Annotated in this window: 12 protein-coding genes; 6 read left to right on the top strand and 6 right to left on the bottom strand. The window is 40.6% G+C overall.

Going from position 1 to position 19,616, the window contains the following annotated elements:
- Positions 1-22: 22 nt before the first annotated feature.
- Positions 23-2,401 carry a penicillin-binding protein 1C gene (gene pbpC, locus KCTC52924_RS07460; RefSeq protein ID WP_251806097.1) on the bottom strand — a complete coding sequence of 793 codons (2,379 nt, stop codon included), beginning with the start codon at positions 2,399-2,401 and terminating at the stop codon, positions 23-25.
- Between the two features lie 148 nt (positions 2,402-2,549).
- Complete coding sequence (locus KCTC52924_RS07455) at positions 2,550-2,906, bottom strand: hypothetical protein (protein WP_251806096.1); 357 nt, start codon at positions 2,904-2,906, stop codon at positions 2,550-2,552.
- 88 nt (positions 2,907-2,994) lie between these two features.
- On the opposite strand from KCTC52924_RS07455, the gene KCTC52924_RS07450 reads away from it, so the two are divergent.
- Positions 2,995-3,552 (top strand): CvpA family protein, encoded by a 558-nt coding sequence (locus tag KCTC52924_RS07450; protein ID WP_370671524.1) that lies wholly within the window; start codon positions 2,995-2,997, stop codon positions 3,550-3,552.
- A 156-nt stretch (positions 3,553-3,708) separates the two neighbouring features.
- On the opposite strand, the gene KCTC52924_RS07445 is transcribed toward KCTC52924_RS07450, so the two are convergent.
- Positions 3,709-4,257, bottom strand: a complete 549-nt coding sequence (locus KCTC52924_RS07445; protein WP_251806095.1) for a DUF5004 domain-containing protein — start codon at positions 4,255-4,257, stop codon at positions 3,709-3,711.
- A 92-nt stretch (positions 4,258-4,349) separates the two neighbouring features.
- Positions 4,350-9,860, bottom strand: coding sequence for an alpha-2-macroglobulin (locus KCTC52924_RS07440; RefSeq protein ID WP_251806094.1), 5,511 nt, complete (start codon positions 9,858-9,860; stop codon positions 4,350-4,352).
- 342 nt (positions 9,861-10,202) lie between these two features.
- Between KCTC52924_RS07440 and KCTC52924_RS07435 the strand changes: the two genes are divergently transcribed.
- The 3 genes from KCTC52924_RS07435 (at position 10,203) to KCTC52924_RS07425 (ending at position 13,040) form a co-directional block, all read left to right on the top strand.
- Positions 10,203-10,673, top strand: a complete 471-nt coding sequence (locus tag KCTC52924_RS07435; protein WP_251806093.1) for a CAP domain-containing protein — start codon at positions 10,203-10,205, stop codon at positions 10,671-10,673.
- Positions 10,674-10,843: 170 nt separating this feature from the next.
- Positions 10,844-11,389 (top strand): 3-hydroxyanthranilate 3,4-dioxygenase, encoded by a 546-nt coding sequence (locus tag KCTC52924_RS07430; protein WP_251806092.1) that lies wholly within the window; start codon positions 10,844-10,846, stop codon positions 11,387-11,389.
- A gap of 97 nt (positions 11,390-11,486) precedes the next feature.
- A complete protein-coding gene (locus KCTC52924_RS07425) occupies positions 11,487-13,040 on the top strand; it encodes an aldehyde dehydrogenase family protein (protein WP_251806091.1) in 1,554 nt (517 codons plus the stop codon).
- 621 nt (positions 13,041-13,661) lie between these two features.
- Here KCTC52924_RS07425 and KCTC52924_RS07420 read toward each other — a convergent pair.
- The gene (locus KCTC52924_RS07420; RefSeq protein ID WP_251806090.1) at positions 13,662-14,660 is read right to left on the bottom strand and encodes an acyl-ACP desaturase; all 999 of its coding nucleotides are present in this window, start codon (positions 14,658-14,660) and stop codon (positions 13,662-13,664) included.
- Between the two features lie 63 nt (positions 14,661-14,723).
- Positions 14,724-15,449, bottom strand: coding sequence for a metallophosphoesterase (locus KCTC52924_RS07415; RefSeq protein WP_251806089.1), 726 nt, complete (start codon positions 15,447-15,449; stop codon positions 14,724-14,726).
- A 532-nt stretch (positions 15,450-15,981) separates the two neighbouring features.
- On the opposite strand from KCTC52924_RS07415, the gene KCTC52924_RS07410 reads away from it, so the two are divergent.
- Both KCTC52924_RS07410 and KCTC52924_RS07405 read left to right on the top strand, forming a co-directional pair.
- Positions 15,982-18,534 (top strand): adenosylcobalamin-dependent ribonucleoside-diphosphate reductase, encoded by a 2,553-nt coding sequence (locus KCTC52924_RS07410; RefSeq protein ID WP_251806088.1) that lies wholly within the window; start codon positions 15,982-15,984, stop codon positions 18,532-18,534.
- A gap of 125 nt (positions 18,535-18,659) precedes the next feature.
- On the top strand, positions 18,660-19,607 hold the full coding sequence (locus KCTC52924_RS07405; RefSeq protein ID WP_251806087.1) for a carbohydrate kinase: 948 nt from the start codon (positions 18,660-18,662) through the stop codon (positions 19,605-19,607).
- The last annotated feature ends 9 nt before the right edge of the window (positions 19,608-19,616 follow it).

Here is a 19,616-nt window from a genome sequence, read left to right as displayed (position 1 = left end):
ATGCGATATCAAAAGAGAAATCCTACTCTATGGTAATGTTAACCATAATTTCATTTCCCGACCCGTCTACTGCGGTTATTCGGTGCCTACCTTTCTCGGGAATAAGTCCCCGCTCATGGTAATTAACAGTCTCCCCAAGATAGGTATCGTTTAAATACCAATACACAGTGGTACCGGGCTTCGCGTGGGCAAGTTTAATCACCAATTCCCCAGTTTCCCCTCCGAAATTCTTGGTTAGGGTAATCCTGCTCCCATCCTTAGGATAAATAAATGCCATCTCTGGTATTCCAGTTTGCTTACAACTGGACTTAAATGGGGGCAACATAACATAAGAAGGGTGGCTTCTTTGATAGTAATACCCCATTAAAGGAGGTAATACGAACCAAGGTTCAGTCCTAATTTCCGCAGGATTCCCACAAGACGAATTTACCCTGAACCTTCCACTTTGGTCTAAATGCACCAGCCTATGATAGTCACAAACGGGTACATACTGTTTTTTATTTGGGATACGGATGCTGCTTTTGGGACAAATAGCGGAAGCCAAATACCCGCTTTCGGCACATACATCAATAGTGGTAAACTCATCTTCAGGAGCCTGAAACCAAGAAGAGGTGGGCAGCACATCAAATACATCAAATAAAATAGGTGCCGCGGTGTTCAATCCCATCATATTGGGCCTTCCTTCCCCATCGGCATTCCCTACCCAAACACCAACAACATGATCTTTTGTTACGCCAATAGCCCAAGCATCCTTATTTCCGAAGCTAGTCCCTGTTTTCCAAGCGATTTTCTTGGAAGAATCATAAAACTCCCACGATTCGCTCCCTTCTGGTCTATTTAAATCCTTCATAGCTTCAAAAGTAAGATAGATACTGGCTGCGTCGAATAAGGTTTTTTCTGTGGATTTCTTCCCAAAATCGGCATCGAAACCCATACGGAGCACGGGTTCTACAAATTCGTCAATATAGTATTCACTGGAGGTTTTGTTAAAATGATTAATGGTAGACGCTAAGGAGGCATAGGTTTTACAAAGATCCCATAAATTACTTTCGGCCCCACCAAGAATCAGCGTCAAACCATAATGATCTGCGGGTCTATTGAGTCCCTTAAGTTTAAAGAAGTCCAATTGATCTCTAAATTTTTGTAATCCATAAGACTGCAACAATCGTACTGAGGGAATATTCAAGGACCTTGCCAAGGCCCTATCCGCCCGTACCGCACCACTATAAGAACGGTCAAAATTTTCAGGGGTATAACCAGCGATATGTGTAGGGACATCTGGGACCAGCATCCCTGGCAACAATTCCCCAGCATCTATCATAGCGGCATACAACAGAGGCTTTATTACACTTCCCGTACTGCGATTGGCATGTACCATATCTACATTCTCCTCATGATCCGCTCCTGCTGTGGTGTTACCCACATAGGACAGCACCTTCCTGCTATTTACATCCATAACAAGGACTGCTGCATTGTGAACCTGATTCTGCCTTAGCACCTTGTGATGGTTATTCACTATTGCATTCACTGTGGTTTGTAGGTATGGATCCACGGTTGTGGTGATACGCTCCCCCCTATTTCCTTTTGCTAAGAATTGCAGCAAATGAGGCACTTTATTAGGAACATTAAACGGTTTATTGGGCAACTTCTCCAGCAGCGAAAGCTGGTAGGTAAGACTGTCTAGGTAGTGGTTCTTATGTAATTTATGGAGCAATCTATTTCTTTTCTCCAATAATTTTTCCTGGTTCTTACCTGGATAAATCAGGCTAGGGGCATTGGGCAAAACGGCCAATGTAGCGGCTTCTGCCCAAGACAGTTGATGGGGTTGCAATCCAAAATAGCGCCATGTCGCCATTTCCAGACCCACAACGTTCCCCCCAAAGGGAGCGTGACTTGCATAGCTCTTTAGTATTTCCTTTTTAGAAAATCGCAATTCCAACCTAGTGGCAAGCACCAATTCTTTAATTTTCTCCCAATAGGTTCTCTGTTGCTGATGGCGAGACATTCGTATTAACTGCTGGGAAAGCGTACTTCCCCCTCTTACTGTCTCTCCTGCCCTCCAATTAGATCTAATTGCCTTGGCCATAGAGACGGGATTGAAGCCGGGATGCCTATAAAAATGAGCATCCTCAAAATTCAGGATGCTAACTTCAAATTTATGGGGCACGCTATCCACCACGGGAAACCGCCACTGGCCATCTTCCGCTATAAGGGCTCCTAAGAGCTGCCCAGAACTGCTTTCTACTACCGTTGCCGTTGGTACCTTGAAAAGTTTATCTGGCAAACAAAAATAGTAGGCAATGGAAAGTGATACTAGGATAGAAACTATTAGGATGTGCTTTTTTTTCCTAAAAAAAGGAGTAATTACACCATGATTGGATAGTCTATAATTTCTAACCATTTCAATATTTATATCCTTTTTGGACAAGTAAGTTTTGATAATTGCCCACTCCACAATTTAATCTTTCTACAATTGGACAAACTTCCCAATCCACAGAAAAATAAACTGAGGACCTCAGTACAAAAAAGCACTTCAACAAAAGTTTTCCCTAGGAAATATATTCTTTTTCCACGAAATAACTCACAATCGCCTCTTTCATCAAAACAGATTGCTCCCCCGCCTTTAAAGTTGGTAATTCTTCCTTAATGATATAATGTGGCCAACCTTGTTCATCGAAGTATTCGAATTCATAATAACCATAGGGCTCCAATAACCTACAGATAGCTATGTGCATGAGGTCTAATTTTTCGTCCTTTTTATATTTTCTATGGATCTGCCCTAATTCCTGGACTCCAACCAAATATATTATCGCGTCCAATTCCAACGGGTCGTTATCCGCGAACTGGGCAGAAAGCTTATCTACCAAAACCTTCCATCTTTCCTTTAACTGTATATCTCTAGACATTGTTTTATTTACGGATCATTGTGCGGTGCCTGAATTTGAAATAGGGAACGCACAGAATTTTTCAAAGGTACAAATCAAAGTTCTATATTTGTCAAAAGCTAAATTTAGAATGGGAATATTGGACATAATTTTAGGACTTCTATTGCTTTACGGACTTTACAAAGGCATTAGAAATGGCCTCTTTGTAGAATTAGCCTCCTTGGTAGCAGTTATTGCAGGGCTTTATGGGGCTATCCACTTCTCCTATATTGCTGGGGAATATCTATCCGAAAACATGGATTGGGATGAACGCTATATGAACACCTCTGCATTTATCATCACCTTTATCCTCATAGTGATAATCATTGTTTTGGCAGGGAGGTTATTGACGAAAATAGCCAACTTTGCCATGTTGGGGCTGCTTAACAAGTTGGCTGGAGCTGTGTTTGGCACCTTAAAAGTTGCGGTAATACTGGGAGCATTACTGATCTTTTTCGACAAGGGCAATAATCAACTAGGTGTTGTTAAATCGGAATTTATGGAAGAATCTAGATTATATACGCCAGTAAAGGAAATAGGTGCCTTTGTATTTAGCAGGGTACTGAAAGAAACTCGTACCCTTAATGGAAATGAGGAGGGACAAGAAGGAAGCTTTCTGGATCTTTAGGCTACAGCTAACAACAAAATCTTTCTTTTGCCTGTCTTCTTGGGTGTAAAAAACAACAACCCCACTCTTGCTCTAAAATCAAGCAAAAAATTTTCAAAAAAAAATGGATCGAACACTAATGTCCGATCCATGGTATATTTAAAAATTCGGATAAAACTATTCCACAGGCTCTGTTTCGCTGTCAGCCTTAGAATATGTAAAGGTAATGTCTGTTAAGATCTTTTGCCCATTTGCATCCGTTATATTATAATTCCCTGTAAAGGAATAAGCAGATTTATCCTCATTGAATTCAAGAGTCATATTCTGAGAAGAGCAATTGTTTACAAAACTTAAAACATTGCCATTTAGCTTCCATGTACCGCTAAACTTTGCCTTATTGGTGCAATTCTCTGCACTCTGTCCCTGAGAGTTGGTATAGCCCCTATCTGATGTATAAACAAAATTGGCATCCCTATCACATTCGGAATATTGCACATAAATATCCGTTTTAGGGTTGCTTTCACTATCACTGGTTAGGTCTACTTCCTTTTCCGCTACGATTGCAGTGAGCTCCCATTTGCCCACTAATACATTTTCGTTTTCCACAAGAGCACCCGTGAAATCCTCCTGACATACAAATTCAGTATCATTAGAGACATCACAGCTATTAAAACCTAGTACAAGGACAAGAGTCCCAAATCCTGATAAAACACTTCTTAATTTCATAAATTGATTTTTATTGTCAACCCTTAGAATGCAAAATCCTTCAATTGGTTGCGCAGAAATTCAGAGTATATTTTTCATCCTGCGGATTTTCGTTACTGAACCACTTGTATCCATTGCCCCTTGGTACGCACAAAATAATCATTGTCGTACATGGCCTCTGCCTGGATTCCCGGTAAATAATATTTCCCTAAATAGGAGGCGTTTAACAATATCCGCAAGGTCTTCGTCTCGTTTCCTTTCATATCGAAATAGAAGTTGGCTCTGTCATCCCTAAGGTCGGTATAGGTTACATCATTATCAGCGAAATCTCCAAAATCCGTAAAGCGAGTATTTACAATTTCCCAACCACTGGGGAAAATTTGAGAGAGGGCAATATTTTTAAGGGAGGCCGTTTTACTATTTGTCAGGGAAACTTCTGCCACAAAATTTGTTCCCTGCCCTACCATGGAGGGGTCAATTATAGAACCGTCCCTACCTTTATAAACCACTTTAGCCACTAGGTTCCGGGATAGCTCCTTTTCTTCGCCTACGGGTAAAACACCACTCTTTATGATATTTACAAATATGGTGTTATCACCATTGTTCTTTATTGCAATGGTGTTCATGCCCTTATTAATTTCCAAATCCAAATTCGCCAATGTTTTATCGGTCTCCACTTTGGATGCTTTTTGGTTGACCTTAACTGAGGCCTTTATTCCATTCCCACCAATCATTTCTGCAAATTTGGCCAATGCCAATAAGCTGTAAGCGGTACTCTGGGTACTCATCCATTGGTCTTCTGATAAGCGTTCTGCCAATATTTTTGCCAATTCCTGTGCTTTAATTTTATTGCCTAAAAGCACATAGGTTTCTAAGGCCATAGCCCTATTTCGATCTGCTGACCCATAGGTACTGTAGTAATTTACCCTGTCTTCCTGATTATAATTAGCGGATTTAAGGATTTCCTCCGCCACTTTGGTTTGTCCGATCAATCCGTAGGTGGCGGCCAATCTAAATTTTCCTTCGTTAGTAAGCGTAGTTGTTTCTCGAAGCCTGTTCATCGAAGCAATGTCCGCATTTCCTGAAAATGCCAGCGTATATAGTCTATATGCCTGGGCGAGATCGGAAGTAGTAGTTTCGGCACGCCAAGCCTTGGCTATATTCTGTTGATATTTCACCCAAGTAGATTTAAATCCAATAGGCAATACATAGCCTTTTTTCTCGGCCTCCAATAAAAAGTGGCCAACAAAGGAGGAACTCCAGTCATCGGCTTGGTACTGTCCTGGCCAATAGGAAAAGCCCCCAGATGGAAGCTGATAGGCCCCCGACCTTTTAATGGTGCTTTCCACATTCTGTTGGATCTGCTTTTTCTTTGTAGAATTTAATTCAAAGATATCGGCAAGGAATAATTGTGGAAAAGCCCCAGAGATAATCTGCTCCAAACAACCATGTGGATAGTTGATTAAATACTGCATTCTTCCACTAAAATTCATAGGTGGCAGGGTAGAAAATTCTAGCTGTGCCGAATTACTTCCTGCTATACCGAAGGTAGTAAGAGAAAGGGAGCTCGACTCATTAGGCGCTAAGATAAGATCATCCGTCTGTGTGCTTATCGGATTCGGATTCACCACATCGATCTCAACGACAAAAGAGGCTTTTTCCCCATTACCCGAAGCTTCTACCCTTAGCTTTCCTATTCCTTTAAAATCTGACACTTGCAATTGAAAATAAGCCATCTTTTCATCTGGGCTGGTAAACGAGACGGTTTGCACTGCATTCCCTAAAACCTTAAATGAGGGATCTGGTTTTATTTTTAGACTAACCTCCTTCACCTTATCTTCCATAGCAAATACGGTAACAGGTAAGGTAACTGTTTCCCCAGGTGTAATTTTCCGAGGTAAGGAAGCCAAGACCATCAAAGGCTTGCGCACAGGAGTGGTTTCTTCTACCATCCCATAAGCAGCGTTTTCGGGATTCCCCGCCACTACCATGGTCCGTACAGAACCCACATATTTTGGAATGCTTATTTCATGAGCCTTGGCTTCGCCAGCTTTAAGGGAAAATGGTCCCAAAAACACCACCATGGGCTCAAAACGATTTGCTTTTTTATTTTTCGCCCCTGCCAATTCCCCATCACCACCAATGGCGAATACCTGATCTATCCTACCTCCAAAAGCACCTATAACATCATCATAAATATCCCAACTCTTAACACCTAATGCCTCACTTGCATAAAAGGTTTTCCATGGGTCAGGAGTTACAAAACGTGTTAAATCTAACAAGCCTTCATCAACCATGGCAATACTATAAGTCATAGCCCTGCCCTGCTTTTCCTTCACCTTTATGGTGACCTTTTCTTCGGGTCTTAAGACTTTGGGCATATCAATGGAAGGCACCAATTTTGTCGCCGGATTTTCTACTGATATAGGTACAATTCCATACAACCTAATAGGATTATCGTTTAGGGTAGTAGCATGCGGCTGTAACAAGCTTATATTGATAAATACATTGGGCGCGTGCAGTTCTGTAATCGGAATTTTAAATTTAGTTTCCCCTTGGGTAGTGTTCACCCAACTCGCATCTAAGACCTCAACACCATTTTCTATAGTAACCAACGCCCTCCCACCTATAGAACTCGGAAAAGTGACCGTGGCCGATTCGCCAACCTTGTAATTTTCCTTATCTGTAGAGAACATTAACATGGTCGCCGCAGAGGGATCGCTCTTCCTGGACTTACCTGCCCAGCCCGGCCAATCTACATAAATGGTCGTAGCGGTGGCATGCTGTCCCTTGGGATCTTCTACCCGTACCAGATACCTTCCCCAATCAGGATATTTTAATTCAAAGGAAAATGCCCCCATCCCTTTAGAATCGGTACTAATGGTCTTTTCCAATACTTTCTCCTGATATTGATCGCTATTAAAGCTGGAAAGGTTCTCCTGAGATGTCTCCCACCACCATCTCCAATTGATTTTGTAGATCACCACCTTTAAATTCTCCGTAGGTTTAGGGCTGCCATTTTCGTCTACAGTAACCACCTCAAAGTTATGGGGAACATCGGTAAGCAGCATACCCTTAGTTTTATCGCCCTTGGGCACATTTAACCCTACATAGGTCCGATAGGGCGAAAAAGGTTTGGAAAATACATCCGTACTAAAATCCCCGCCATTTTCATAGACTTTGGTCACAAATACAGCACTCAACATCCCAGGAGCAGGACTATTAAATTTTGGATCCATTGTAAAGTTCGCCTTCCCATCCCCATCTATCTTATTGTTAAAAATAAGTTGATCCTCCATCGTAAATGCCCGAGTTGGATCATCAAAAGTATAATTTGAAAATGCTTTAAAGGATGTATTCTGAACCTTAAACTTAGCGGTAATATCGGCCTTAAGATTTTTGGCCACTGCCCCGTGCAACCATGCAACTTCCATTTTACCTTGAATTGGAGATTTGCTACTGAGGACCTCATGGGAAAATTCCGTTTTGATCTTTAGCCTATTGGGCTTTATGGTCTCTATTTTTAGGGATTTGGTAAACGTAGCGCCACCCACTGTAATTTTCGCCAACCAATTACCCGTAGGGGCATTTTCATCGGTCTTATATTGAAAACTGTAGTAATTATTTAACCCACCGGTGTTTATCTGGCGGTGTACCACCTTATTGTAGGGGTCCAAAAGCTCTAATTTTACAGGATGCCCCTCGGGGAGTTTGTTGTCGTTGTCGTTTAACATAAACGAGAGGTATATCTTATCTCCTGGACGCCACACGCCCCGTTCCCCAAAAATAAATCCTTTTATCCCCTTCTGGACCAACGCCCCATCTACCTTAAACTTACTCACCGAAAGCACATTGCCATCGTTTAGTTTAACATAGGTTTTTTGGCCCTGGCTTTCCACTACAGCAAAGAAGGCCAGATGCTCTGAGTCATACCTAGCGGTCCCGTCCACTTCGGTGGTAACCTCCCCTAATGGCTGCTGTTGGTAATTATAAAAAGTGGCTTTGGCACCCGGTATCGGCTCCGTATTTACAATATTATTAACTGCTATAAAATAACTCTTGTTGGTTCCCCTTTTTATGGTGACCCCTATATCGGAAGCCAAAATATTGGTTCCTACGGTCTTGTTATAATAGTACGAGGTGTGGCAAGGATTATCTCGCTGGTTCCAATCGTAATTATCGTAATAATCATTGTAGTATTCCGCTACTCCGTCCCAAGAACTCATTTCTTTTTCTTCATCAAAATCTGAATCATCCAACTGTACGTCAATAAAATTGGTAGCATCACATTTGTAAATGCTAAAGGATGGATTTATACTTAGCTCTACTCTGTAAATAGCGCCAACTTCAGGTCTAATCAACGTTTTAAGATCTAGAGCATGGGCGGTCCATTTACCGCTTCGCACAGCAATATTGTCCCCTAGATCAATAGTTTTAGTAGCAATAGGACGCGCCACAGCCTTTAGATTGTAACTTTCACCTATGCTATTTTGTTGAAGGAATTGCAAGACGTTATTTTCAAAGATTCGCAGTACGGAAACATGGACAGATTTTACATTTACCGCTTCAAAATTTATTTTTAAATTATTGGAAGAAGGCAAAATGGTGCCGTTGGACAGAAGCCTGACTTCAGGTTTCACCTGTTCAAAGGCTATCTGCTGGTGGTACTTGGATTTTAATCGGTGACCGTCCACGCTTTGTATACCCTCAAAAACGTTTAGTGCTACAGCTCCACTTATCTCCTTGGATGGATATACTTTTAAAACGTTGCCTTCTATGGCATACTTGGGAGTATCGTCGCCTTCCAATAGCACCAAGCCCTTAAAGTTTTGGCCTTTTTTTAAAGGATCAGAGAAATTGATAAGCAACACTTGGGTGCCACCGGTTTCTACAACAACATCCAAAATACTAAAATTGCTCTTCCCTGGGATTTTTAGGGAATTCTTGCCAGAACTGTCAATTCCCAAATCAAACCCATCCCAAACAACCACCAATTCTGAATCTTCCTTAAAACGGGAAATACTATCTATTTTGAATGGAAACTGGGTACCTTCCTTTACGGTTCTGTCAAATTTAAGAGGTATGGTTTTGCCTTCTTGGGTTACGGATATTAATTTCTTGGCGTCTTCCAAAGTCAATTGATCCGAAGTAATCAATTGGCCTTCCAAATATTGATAATCTTTGGAATAGGATTGTATGGCCTGGGTATACACATTAAACTGCTGCTTTAGGGTTTTTACACCAAAAGTAAAACTGTACAATTCTTTAGGCAGGTCTGGCATTAAACTTTCTAGATCCAAAGTAAACACATAGTTAGCATCCTGCTTAAATCTCTTTTCTGGGACAAAGGCTATGGTCCTTGCATCCAAAGCAATTACTTTCCCTTTGGTCTGGGGAGATACCTTAAGAAGCTCCTTATTTAATTCCTGCCCATTTACCCATTTATCCATCGGAGTTTTTAATACTATCCGTACATCTGACTTGGCGGAAATTATTCCGTGGGTAACTTCGGTAATATAATCTTGGTAAAGGTTTAAAGTATCCAAAGTCAATTTGCCAGAATCTTGTTTTTGGTTGCACCCTAGAACAAAAAGCAAGATAAGGCTACGTAAAAGTAATTTCATAGGAATATATTTTTGGCCTTGTAAATATATAAGGATTTCCGTGTTTGCCCATCTTTTTTTCAACCTTTGGCACACTAAAGATATAACATTTACTAGACGGGGATACTTATTTTAAACTAGGCAAACGCTATCATTTCTTACGCAATCAAAAGGAAAGATTTAGTCAAAAATCCTTACCAAAGCGAAGGTTTCATTAGTCGACATAATTCAATATTGATATAAACTGTATTGTTATTTCAATATTTTTTTGTAACATTACAAGGATTGGTTACGAGAAGCCAATTTTTCAGAACACAAGAATACCCATTCTTCCCTTCTACCTACTTGCAAAGAGAACACTATATGAAAACGCATTATTTATTAATGCTTTTGTTCGCGTGCGCATTAAGTTCCTGTAGTAAGGAGACTGTCGAATCCATTGCTATTGAAGAAGCAGAAAACGCGGTAAAGGTAGAACAGCAAATATTATTGCTTCTTAATGAACATCGAAGTTCACTAGGATTCAATGAGTTGAATTTTAGCGACTTGGCATATGCGCAAGCTAACGAGCACACAGATTATATGATAGCCAAAGGCACTGCCAATCACGATAATTTTAGCGTACGCGCTTCCAATATCTCCTCCGCGGCAAATGCCACCTACGTATCAGAAAATGTAGCCAAAGACTATGACTCTGGTTTAGAGGCCTTCCAACAATGGTTGGCTAGTTCCGATCATCGCATGACCATGGAAGGCGAATTTACGCATACTGCGGTAAGTGTTAAGCGCAATGGTCAAGGAAAACTGTATTTTACACATCTCTTCTACAGATAGTTAACCTTCCTGAAAGCTATAGTTGCAATTTTCAACTCAAGTTCCAAAATTTCTTTAAGTTCTGTTGAAATGAGTCTACTTTTCTTATTTTTGACATGGACTTATTTATAGGGTTATAATTACAATTTAGCCCATATCGCATACATTAATTTTTAAAATCAGGAACGAGCATGTCTATACAACCGCCATTTAATTTGGGTCGATGGATTTCAGAAAATCGGGAAATACTAAAACCCCCTGTCGGCAATAAAAACCTTTATACAGAATCGGGAGATTATATTGTAATGGTGGTAGCCGGTCCAAATGCCAGGAAAGACTATCATTACAATGAGACTGAGGAACTATTTTATCAGCTGGAAGGAAATATCGAGGTGCACATTCAGGAGGATGGAGAAAAGAAAACCATGCATTTGGGTCCCGGGGATATGTATCTCCACCCTGCCAAGGTTCCCCATTCACCTGTTAGGCATGAAGGCTCTATAGGATTGGTAATTGAACGAAAAAGAGCGGACATGGAGGTAGATGATGGACTACTTTGGTTTTGCGACAATTGCAATAACAAACTGTATGAAACCTATTTTACTTTAAATGATATAGAAAAGGATTTTCTTGCACATTTTAAAATCTTTTACAGCTCACAAGAGCTCCGAACCTGTAATAACTGCGGAACGGTAATGCCTGTGGACCCCCGATTTATTTCGGGTGGGGATCGCTAAGTAATCACTTTTCCAACTTAAGTGTCGATCACATCCTATTTACGCTTATTATTTGGTAAATTTGAAAATATCACAATTAATACCTAAAAAGTTAAGAATGTCAAAAATTGCAAAAGAATTTGGAATTCAAGAAGCCCTGACCGCCTTAGGGATCAAAGATATAAATCAGGGAACTTCAACGGGTTCCAACAGTTTTTCATCAGGGGAAGTCATAGAATCTTTCTCACCAGTTGACGGTGCCTTAATTGCAAAAGTAAAGACCACCTCCAAAGCCGATTACGAAAAGGTTATGGAAACGGCTACCACTGCATTTAAGGAATGGCGAACAAAACCTGCTCCACTAAGGGGCGAAATCGTTAGGCAGTTTGGGGATAAGCTTAGGGAGCTAAAAGAACCTCTTGGAAAGCTGGTTTCTTATGAGATGGGAAAAAGCTATCAGGAAGGTCTTGGCGAAGTACAAGAAATGATAGATATATGTGATTTTGCAGTTGGTCTCTCCAGACAACTGCATGGACTTACCATGCATTCAGAAAGGCCAGGCCATAGAATGTACGAACAATACCACCCCTTGGGTACGGTAGGCATTATATCCGCGTTCAACTTCCCAGTAGCCGTTTGGGCCTGGAACACTGCACTAGCATGGATCTGCGGGGATGTCTGCATCTGGAAACCCAGTGAAAAAACACCCCTATGTGGTATTGCCTGCCAAAACATAGCTGCAGCGGTATTTAAAGAAAATAACCTCCCAGAAGGCATTTCCTGTTTAATAAATGGGGATTATAAGGTTGGGGAATTAATGACCAATGATGGGCGTGTCCCTCTTATATCGGCCACCGGCTCCATACGTATGGGAAAAATTGTCGCTCAGGCCGTAGCAGCCAGATTGGGCAAATCACTTTTAGAGTTAGGAGGAAATAACGCAATTATAGTAACCCCTGATGCCGATATAAAAATGACAGTAATTGGGGCGGTATTTGGAGCTGTTGGCACTGCTGGTCAACGTTGCACCTCAACACGAAGATTAATCATTCACGAGTCTATTTACGACAAGGTGAAGGAAGCTGTAACAACTGCCTACAAGCAATTGCGAATCGGGAATCCTTTGGATGAAAAGAACCATGTTGGCCCATTAATCGATACTGATGCCGTGAAAAATTACCATCACGCCCTAAAAAAGGTTGTGGAAGAAGGCGGAAAAATAATAGTTGATGGAGGTGTTTTAGAAGGCGAGGGCTACGAGAGCGGATGCTACGTGAAGCCTGCCATTGCAGAAGCACAAAACAGCTATAAGATTGTACAGCACGAAACTTTTGGACCCGTTCTTTATCTCTTAAAGTATTCTGGGGATCTTGAAAATGCCATTGCTATTCAAAACGGGGTAGTTCAAGGCCTATCTTCCGCAATAATGACCAACAACCTTAGGGAAGCAGAACATTTTTTATCTACCTATGGCAGCGATTGTGGTATCGCCAACGTAAACATTGGAACTTCTGGCGCCGAAATTGGTGGCGCATTTGGAGGAGAGAAAGAAACTGGAGGAGGACGCGAGTCCGGTTCCGATGCCTGGAAGATATATATGAGAAGACAGACAAACACCATTAATTACACTACTGAACTTCCATTAGCACAAGGCATAAAATTTGACCTATAGGTCTTACTATTCATTTAATGAAAAGCCGTTTTATTCCTTAACTGGAACAGAACGGCTTTTTTATCATTCAGAATTCTCACTATTTATTTCGAAGATACATTCTAGTATTACCTTAGATTTACTAGGCGCAACACAGAGGGAAATGCGGGACTTGGAAACTGAATTTCTATCCTTGTCAATACCATTGAAGAAATAACTCCCTATTATTTAGCGTGTAATTCAATAGGAAACCCGAAGCCATTATAAATTTCCCCTCCCCCCGAATAGGCAAATTCGCAATAGCTGCGGGTTTAATCAAACTAACTCAAACTATTTTAAATTTTCAAGGACCTATTTCAATGCCGAAACTTGGACGGGAGAAATTAGGTCTTTATAGGCGCTAATATTACACTTTTAATTGAAGTACAATTATGAATATATATGGATGGTCCTAAAATTTGTATAATCGGTAGCTTTTGATAAGAATCGCTGCATCTCGCCCACCACTTACTTAAGTTAGATCAACATGGTTCAACAAAAAAAAAGAGGCAATCTAGTTACGCCATAACAGCACTAACAGATTACCTCCCCTTTTCACCGCTTTTAGCAGCTAGCTCTTGTTCTTTCGTAAAGAATGATGCACTATACCATTCTTCCGTTAGCTTCTACCCACTTAAACCTATATTCATCTTCAGGGAATTTCATTCTTGTAGCTATGCGCTCCAAACGATCTGGCAGTTTCATTAAATAATCCCTTGCCCTTTCCGCATCGTCATTAAGAACCCTAATATTATCGAGCTCCCAATAGCTATTCAATTTTTTCAAGATTTCTATATAATCATGAGCGGTGTACACGCCAAGGCGTTGCGCACAATTCGAGAAATTTTCAAAGGCCGTACCTATACTTCCACCGGACTCCCTTAGAAAATGTGCAGGCATTACAATTTTTTTCTTCATCATATCGGCAAAGGCCAACATCATCTGACTGGGGTCGTGCTCAAATATCACCTTTACAAATTCCCTATAGGCCAAATGGTGACGCATTTCATCGCCAGCGATAATATTACACATTTTACCCAAAAGCGCATTTCCGCCCTTTTTACACATTTGCCCAACCCTCTTATGAGAGATATTGGTAGCTAATTCCTGAAAAGAGGTATAAACGAAATTTTTATACGGATCCCTATCGGTCCCAATATCAAATCCATCTGCTAATAAATGCTGGGTAGTAATCTCCACCTCTTTCATATTTACCCTTCCGGCCAAATAGAGGTATTTATTCAATACATCGCCATGTCTATTTTCTTCAGCGGTCCAATGACGCACCCATTTAGACCAACCATTTTTATTCTCACCATGCTGATCTATTCCTTCAACGTCCATTAGCCAGGATTCATAAGTAGGAAGCGCCTCTTCGGTAATGGTATCAGCAACTAGGGTAACCCATAGATCGTAACCTAATTCCTTGGCTTCTTCCCGTATTTGGACTACTTGATCCATAAAACCTTCACTTTGGGAATCGGGTAAAAAATCTGAAGGCTGCCAAATATCTTCGATCGGAATGAGGTAGGAGTCTATAAACCCATCAACCTTACTCTCGATTGCTTTCATTACTTCTATTCTTACGTTCTTATTAGACATTGTTAATTTTTTTTGTAAATATCCTTAATAATCTTGATAATTTTTCCAAATAATCGGTTAAATTTAATTCCTCCCATTTTCAATTGGATACAATAAATGCACTGGATCGCTCTGCCAAAATTCTTTGGAATTTACATCCATTATAGTAAGCGGCCCCTTAAACGCAGCTCCTGTATCTACATTCCATATATTAGCTGCCTTCCTTGGTGTGGTTATACCTATTCTAGTCACTGGGGTATGCCCAATAAAAATCTCCTTGTAGTGGGTTAATCTTTTTGGATATAAAGCGTCCCCTAAAGCAAGTGATGGATTTAGTGAAAGCGCCAATTCCCAAAGGGTTCTATCCCAGTAAAAAGTTTTGGTATCGTACTCCTGTTCCACACCCTTTAAGTTAGTAAAACCTGCGTGGATAAACAAGCGATTTTCGCCATCAATGTAATAATTATCTAAATTGTCATAGAAATTGACATGGAGTTTTTTAACTTTATCATCTGCCTTATCATAGGAATCGAGGGTAGCACGCCCACCATGTTGCAACCAGAGCGGATTCTTGTCCCCGCCTTTTAACCAATCATTACACAATTCATCGTGATTTCCCCGTATAAATGTACACCTCTGTTTGGCTTGTAGTTCCAGTAAAAAATCAACAGTTTCCACCGCTTGGCCCCAGCCATCCACATAATCGCCCAAAAAAATAAGATGATCCCTAGGACCTACCTCAGCCCGTACCATTAACTGCTCCAATGCTTTTAATCCGGAATGCACATCACCTATAACCATTGTTCTCATAATGCAAAAATCGCAATTAGCACAATACTGGCAATGACAAAGAGTAATAAAAAGTGAAATTATTAAAGTTTAGGCGAAGAATAAGCACCCTTTTATGGCAACCTAATACCCAGAGGCGTTTTTTGAGTACCCAAATAACAATTAAATAAAATATTAAACTTCTACCTATAGGAGTTGGAAAACTAGAATAAATCCGTTTTAAATATCGAGTTATCAACACAAAAATGGCCTTGAAAAGAACAAAACTCTATGGCAATTACTCCCATAACCCATTAGGAACCCAACATTTAAGCTTTGGAATATGGGTGTGAACCATCAAAATACACAGATCACTTTTAATTATTCATATTCATTAAAAATTAATTTTATTTGTTAACTTTTAATTGTTAATAAATAATTAACTAATTGATTTATAACCTTTTAAGTGATTGTAAGTGTAAACTTTCATAATTGCCCACATGTTGTTTATGCCAAATTTTTTAATACTTTTACACTTTAATTCAACAACCCGTTAATCTAATTTCACCGTCCGATGCAAACAAAAGTAGCCCAAAACCCCAAGAAGACCTACACGCAGGAAGAAGCGTTCAATGCCTCCCTTATTTATTTTAAAGGAGACGACCTGGCCGCTAGGGTTTGGGTAAACAAATATGCCCTAAAAGATTCCGAAGGCAACATATATGAGCTGACCCCGGATGACATGCACAAGCGTATTGCTAGCGAAATTGCAAGGATGGAGAAAAAGTACCCAAATCCACTAAGTGAGGACCAGGTATTTGACCTTATCAAGAACTTTAAATACATAGTACCTCAGGGAAGCCCCATGGCAGGAATTGGAAATCCTTTCCAAATCGCCTCCCTGTCCAATTGTTTTGTAATAGGCAACGAAGGGGTATCCGATTCTTATGGGGGTATTTTAAAAATAGACCAAGAACAGGTACAGCTAATGAAGAGACGTGGCGGGGTAGGCCATGATCTTTCCCATATCCGACCTAAGGGATCGGCGGTGAAAAATTCAGCACTTACCTCTACAGGACTGGTTCCTTTTATGGAGCGATATTCCAACACTACTAGAGAGGTGGCCCAAGATGGTAGAAGAGGAGCCTTAATGCTTTCTGTTTCTATTAACCATCCGGATGCTGAGGATTTTATCGACGCAAAAATGGAACAGGGAAAAGTTACTGGGGCTAACGTTTCGGTAAGAATGGATGATGATTTTATGAGTGCTGTGGAAAACGGACAAACATATACCCAAAAATTCCCTATCCAAAGCGCAGATCCCAAGGTAACCAAAGTAATAGACCCTAAAAAATTGTGGGGCAAGATAGTCCACAACGCTTGGCAATCTGCCGAACCTGGAATTTTGTTCTGGGATACCATTATTAAGGAATCCGTTCCAGATTGTTACGCTGACCTTGGCTATAAAACCGTATCTACCAACCCATGTGGTGAAATTCCATTGTGTCCTTATGATTCTTGTCGCCTATTGGCCATTAATCTTTTTTCCTATGTAGACCAACCCTTTACAGACAAGGCTAGCTTTAATTTTGAATTATTTAAGCAGCATATAGCAGCTGCACAGCGAATCATGGACGATATTATTGACCTTGAATTGGAAAAGGTTGATGTTATTTTGGACAAGATAAAAGCGGACCCGGAATTGGATGAGACCAAAGCGGTAGAGCTTAGACTATGGGAAAAGATCAAAGAAAAAGCATTACAAGGTAGAAGGACCGGAATTGGTATTACTGCGGAAGGCGATATGTTGGCAGCATTAGGATTGCGTTATGGTAGCGAGAAAGCCAACACCTTCTCCATAGAAGTACACAAAATCATTGCTATAGAAGCTTATAGAGCATCCGTAAATACAGCTAAGGAGAGGGGTGCCTTTGAAATATTTGACGCGGAACGTGAAAAAAACAATCCATTTATTCTCCGTTTAAAGAAAGCCGATGAAAAGCTTTTCTATGATATGCTGGAGTATGGACGTAGAAATATTGCCTTATTGACCATTGCGCCAACCGGCACAACTAGTCTTATGACCCAGACCACTTCAGGGATAGAACCTGTGTTTTTACCCGTTTACAAGCGTAGGCGTAAGGTAAACCCCAACGACAAGGATGCCCGTGTGGACTTTGTAGATGAGGTAGGTGATTCTTGGGAGGAATACATCGTATTCCATCATAGGTTTAAACAATGGATGTCTGTTAATGGCATAGACACCGACAAAACCTATAGCAATGAAGAACTCAATAAAATTGTAAAAAAATCGCCTTACTACAAGGCTACCTCCAATGATGTAGATTGGTTGAGCAAAGTACGTTTGCAAGGTGCGGTGCAAAAGTGGGTAGACCACTCCATAAGTGTCACCATAAACTTACCAAATGATGCTACCGAAGATTTGGTTGGAAAACTGTATTTGGAAGCGTGGAAAGCAGGTTGTAAAGGGGTTACCGTTTATCGCGATGGATCTAGATCTGGAGTGCTGATTTCTAACGAACCCAAGAAGGAGGATGAAAAAGAAGCCTACACGCCATTCCCAGTTAAACGTCCAGTAATTTTGGAGGCTGATGTGGTAAGACTTCAGAACAACAAAGAAAAATGGATTGCTTTCATCGGCTTGATCGACGAAAAACCTTATGAAATTTTTACCGGAATGTCCGATGACGAAGATGGCATCTTGCTTCCGCGTTGGGTAAACAATGGTGTCATCATAAAGAGCAGAAATGAAGATGGCACTTCCCGTTACGATTTTCAATATGAAAACAAAAGAGGCTATAAAACTACCATTGAAGGGCTTTCACATAAATTTGATCCTGAATATTGGAATTATGCCAAATTGATCTCTAGCACCTTACGTCATGGAATGCCCATTGAGAAGGTAGTAGATCTGATCAATAGTTTACAGTTAGACGGTGAATCTATTAACACTTGGAAAAACGGAGTCGCCAGAGCCTTAAAACGCTTTGTGGAGGACGGTACAGAAGCCAAGGGTCAAAAATGTGAAGGCTGTAATTCCACTAACCTGATTTATCAGGAAGGATGCCTTACCTGTAAGGACTGTGGCTCCTCTAAATGCGGGTAAATTGTAGCTGACTACTTTCAATTATCTCCTTACCATTAAAGTAATAGTAAGGAGATATTGAGAGTCTTATTTTCGGTAATTTAACATAGATCGATCAATAGTTTAACGCCAAAAAAAACAATTCGATGAAGAATGTATACTGTATTGGGGAATTATTGATCGATTTTGTTGCCGAAAAACAGGGAAGCGACCTAAGTAAGGCTACAGATTTCACTAAAAAGGCCGGGGGAGCACCCGCCAATGTTGCCGCTGCCGTAGCCAAATTAATGGGTAGTAGTTATTTTGTAGGCTGTGTTGGGAAAGACCCTTTTGGCACCTTTCTTTTAAATACCCTAGAAAAAGGCAATGTAGATATTTCACTTGCACAACGCTCAGCAACCATTACAACCCTAGCCTTTGTATCATTGGCTGACGATGGGGAACGGGATTTTGTTTTTAGTCGTGGAGCGGACAAAGAATTAAGCTATGACCCTGACCTAAAGAATCATTTTAAAAATCAAATCGTTCATTTTGGTGCCGCTACGGCTCTTTTGGGCGGGAATTTAGAAGAAACCTACTCCAACTATTTTCGAGATGCACTCCTGAGCGATGCGTTTGTATGTTTCGACCCGAATTTTAGGACAGATCTTTGGAAGGGAACGGAAAACACCTTTGTTCAGAAATGCCTTCCCTTTATTAAGCAATCACATTTGGCCAAATTTAGCTTGGAAGAAGCCCAATTAATTTCAGGAAAACAGGATGTAACAGAAGCCTGTGTTTATCTACACAATTTAGGAGTAAAAACAATTACCGTAACACTGGGAAAGGAAGGCACTTATTTAAGCACTACTACCAACCAAAAAATAATTCCCAGCATACCCGTAAATCCGGTGGACACCACAGGAGCTGGTGATGCATTTATCGGTTGCCTTTTACAGCAAATTTCCCAAGTGAAAAATATGGAGCTTACAGAACTGCCTTTTAACACCTTAGAGGAAATGGTATTCTTGGCAAATAAGGTGGGGGCAATTACGACTACCAATTACGGAGCTATTGTAGCCCTACCAGATCAAAATCAATTAAAACTGATGTAAGCCTACATT

The organism is Arenibacter antarcticus (genome assembly GCF_041320605.1).
GTDB classification, from domain to species: domain Bacteria; phylum Bacteroidota; class Bacteroidia; order Flavobacteriales; family Flavobacteriaceae; genus Arenibacter; species Arenibacter antarcticus.
This window is presented reverse-complemented; position numbering and strand designations above follow the sequence as displayed.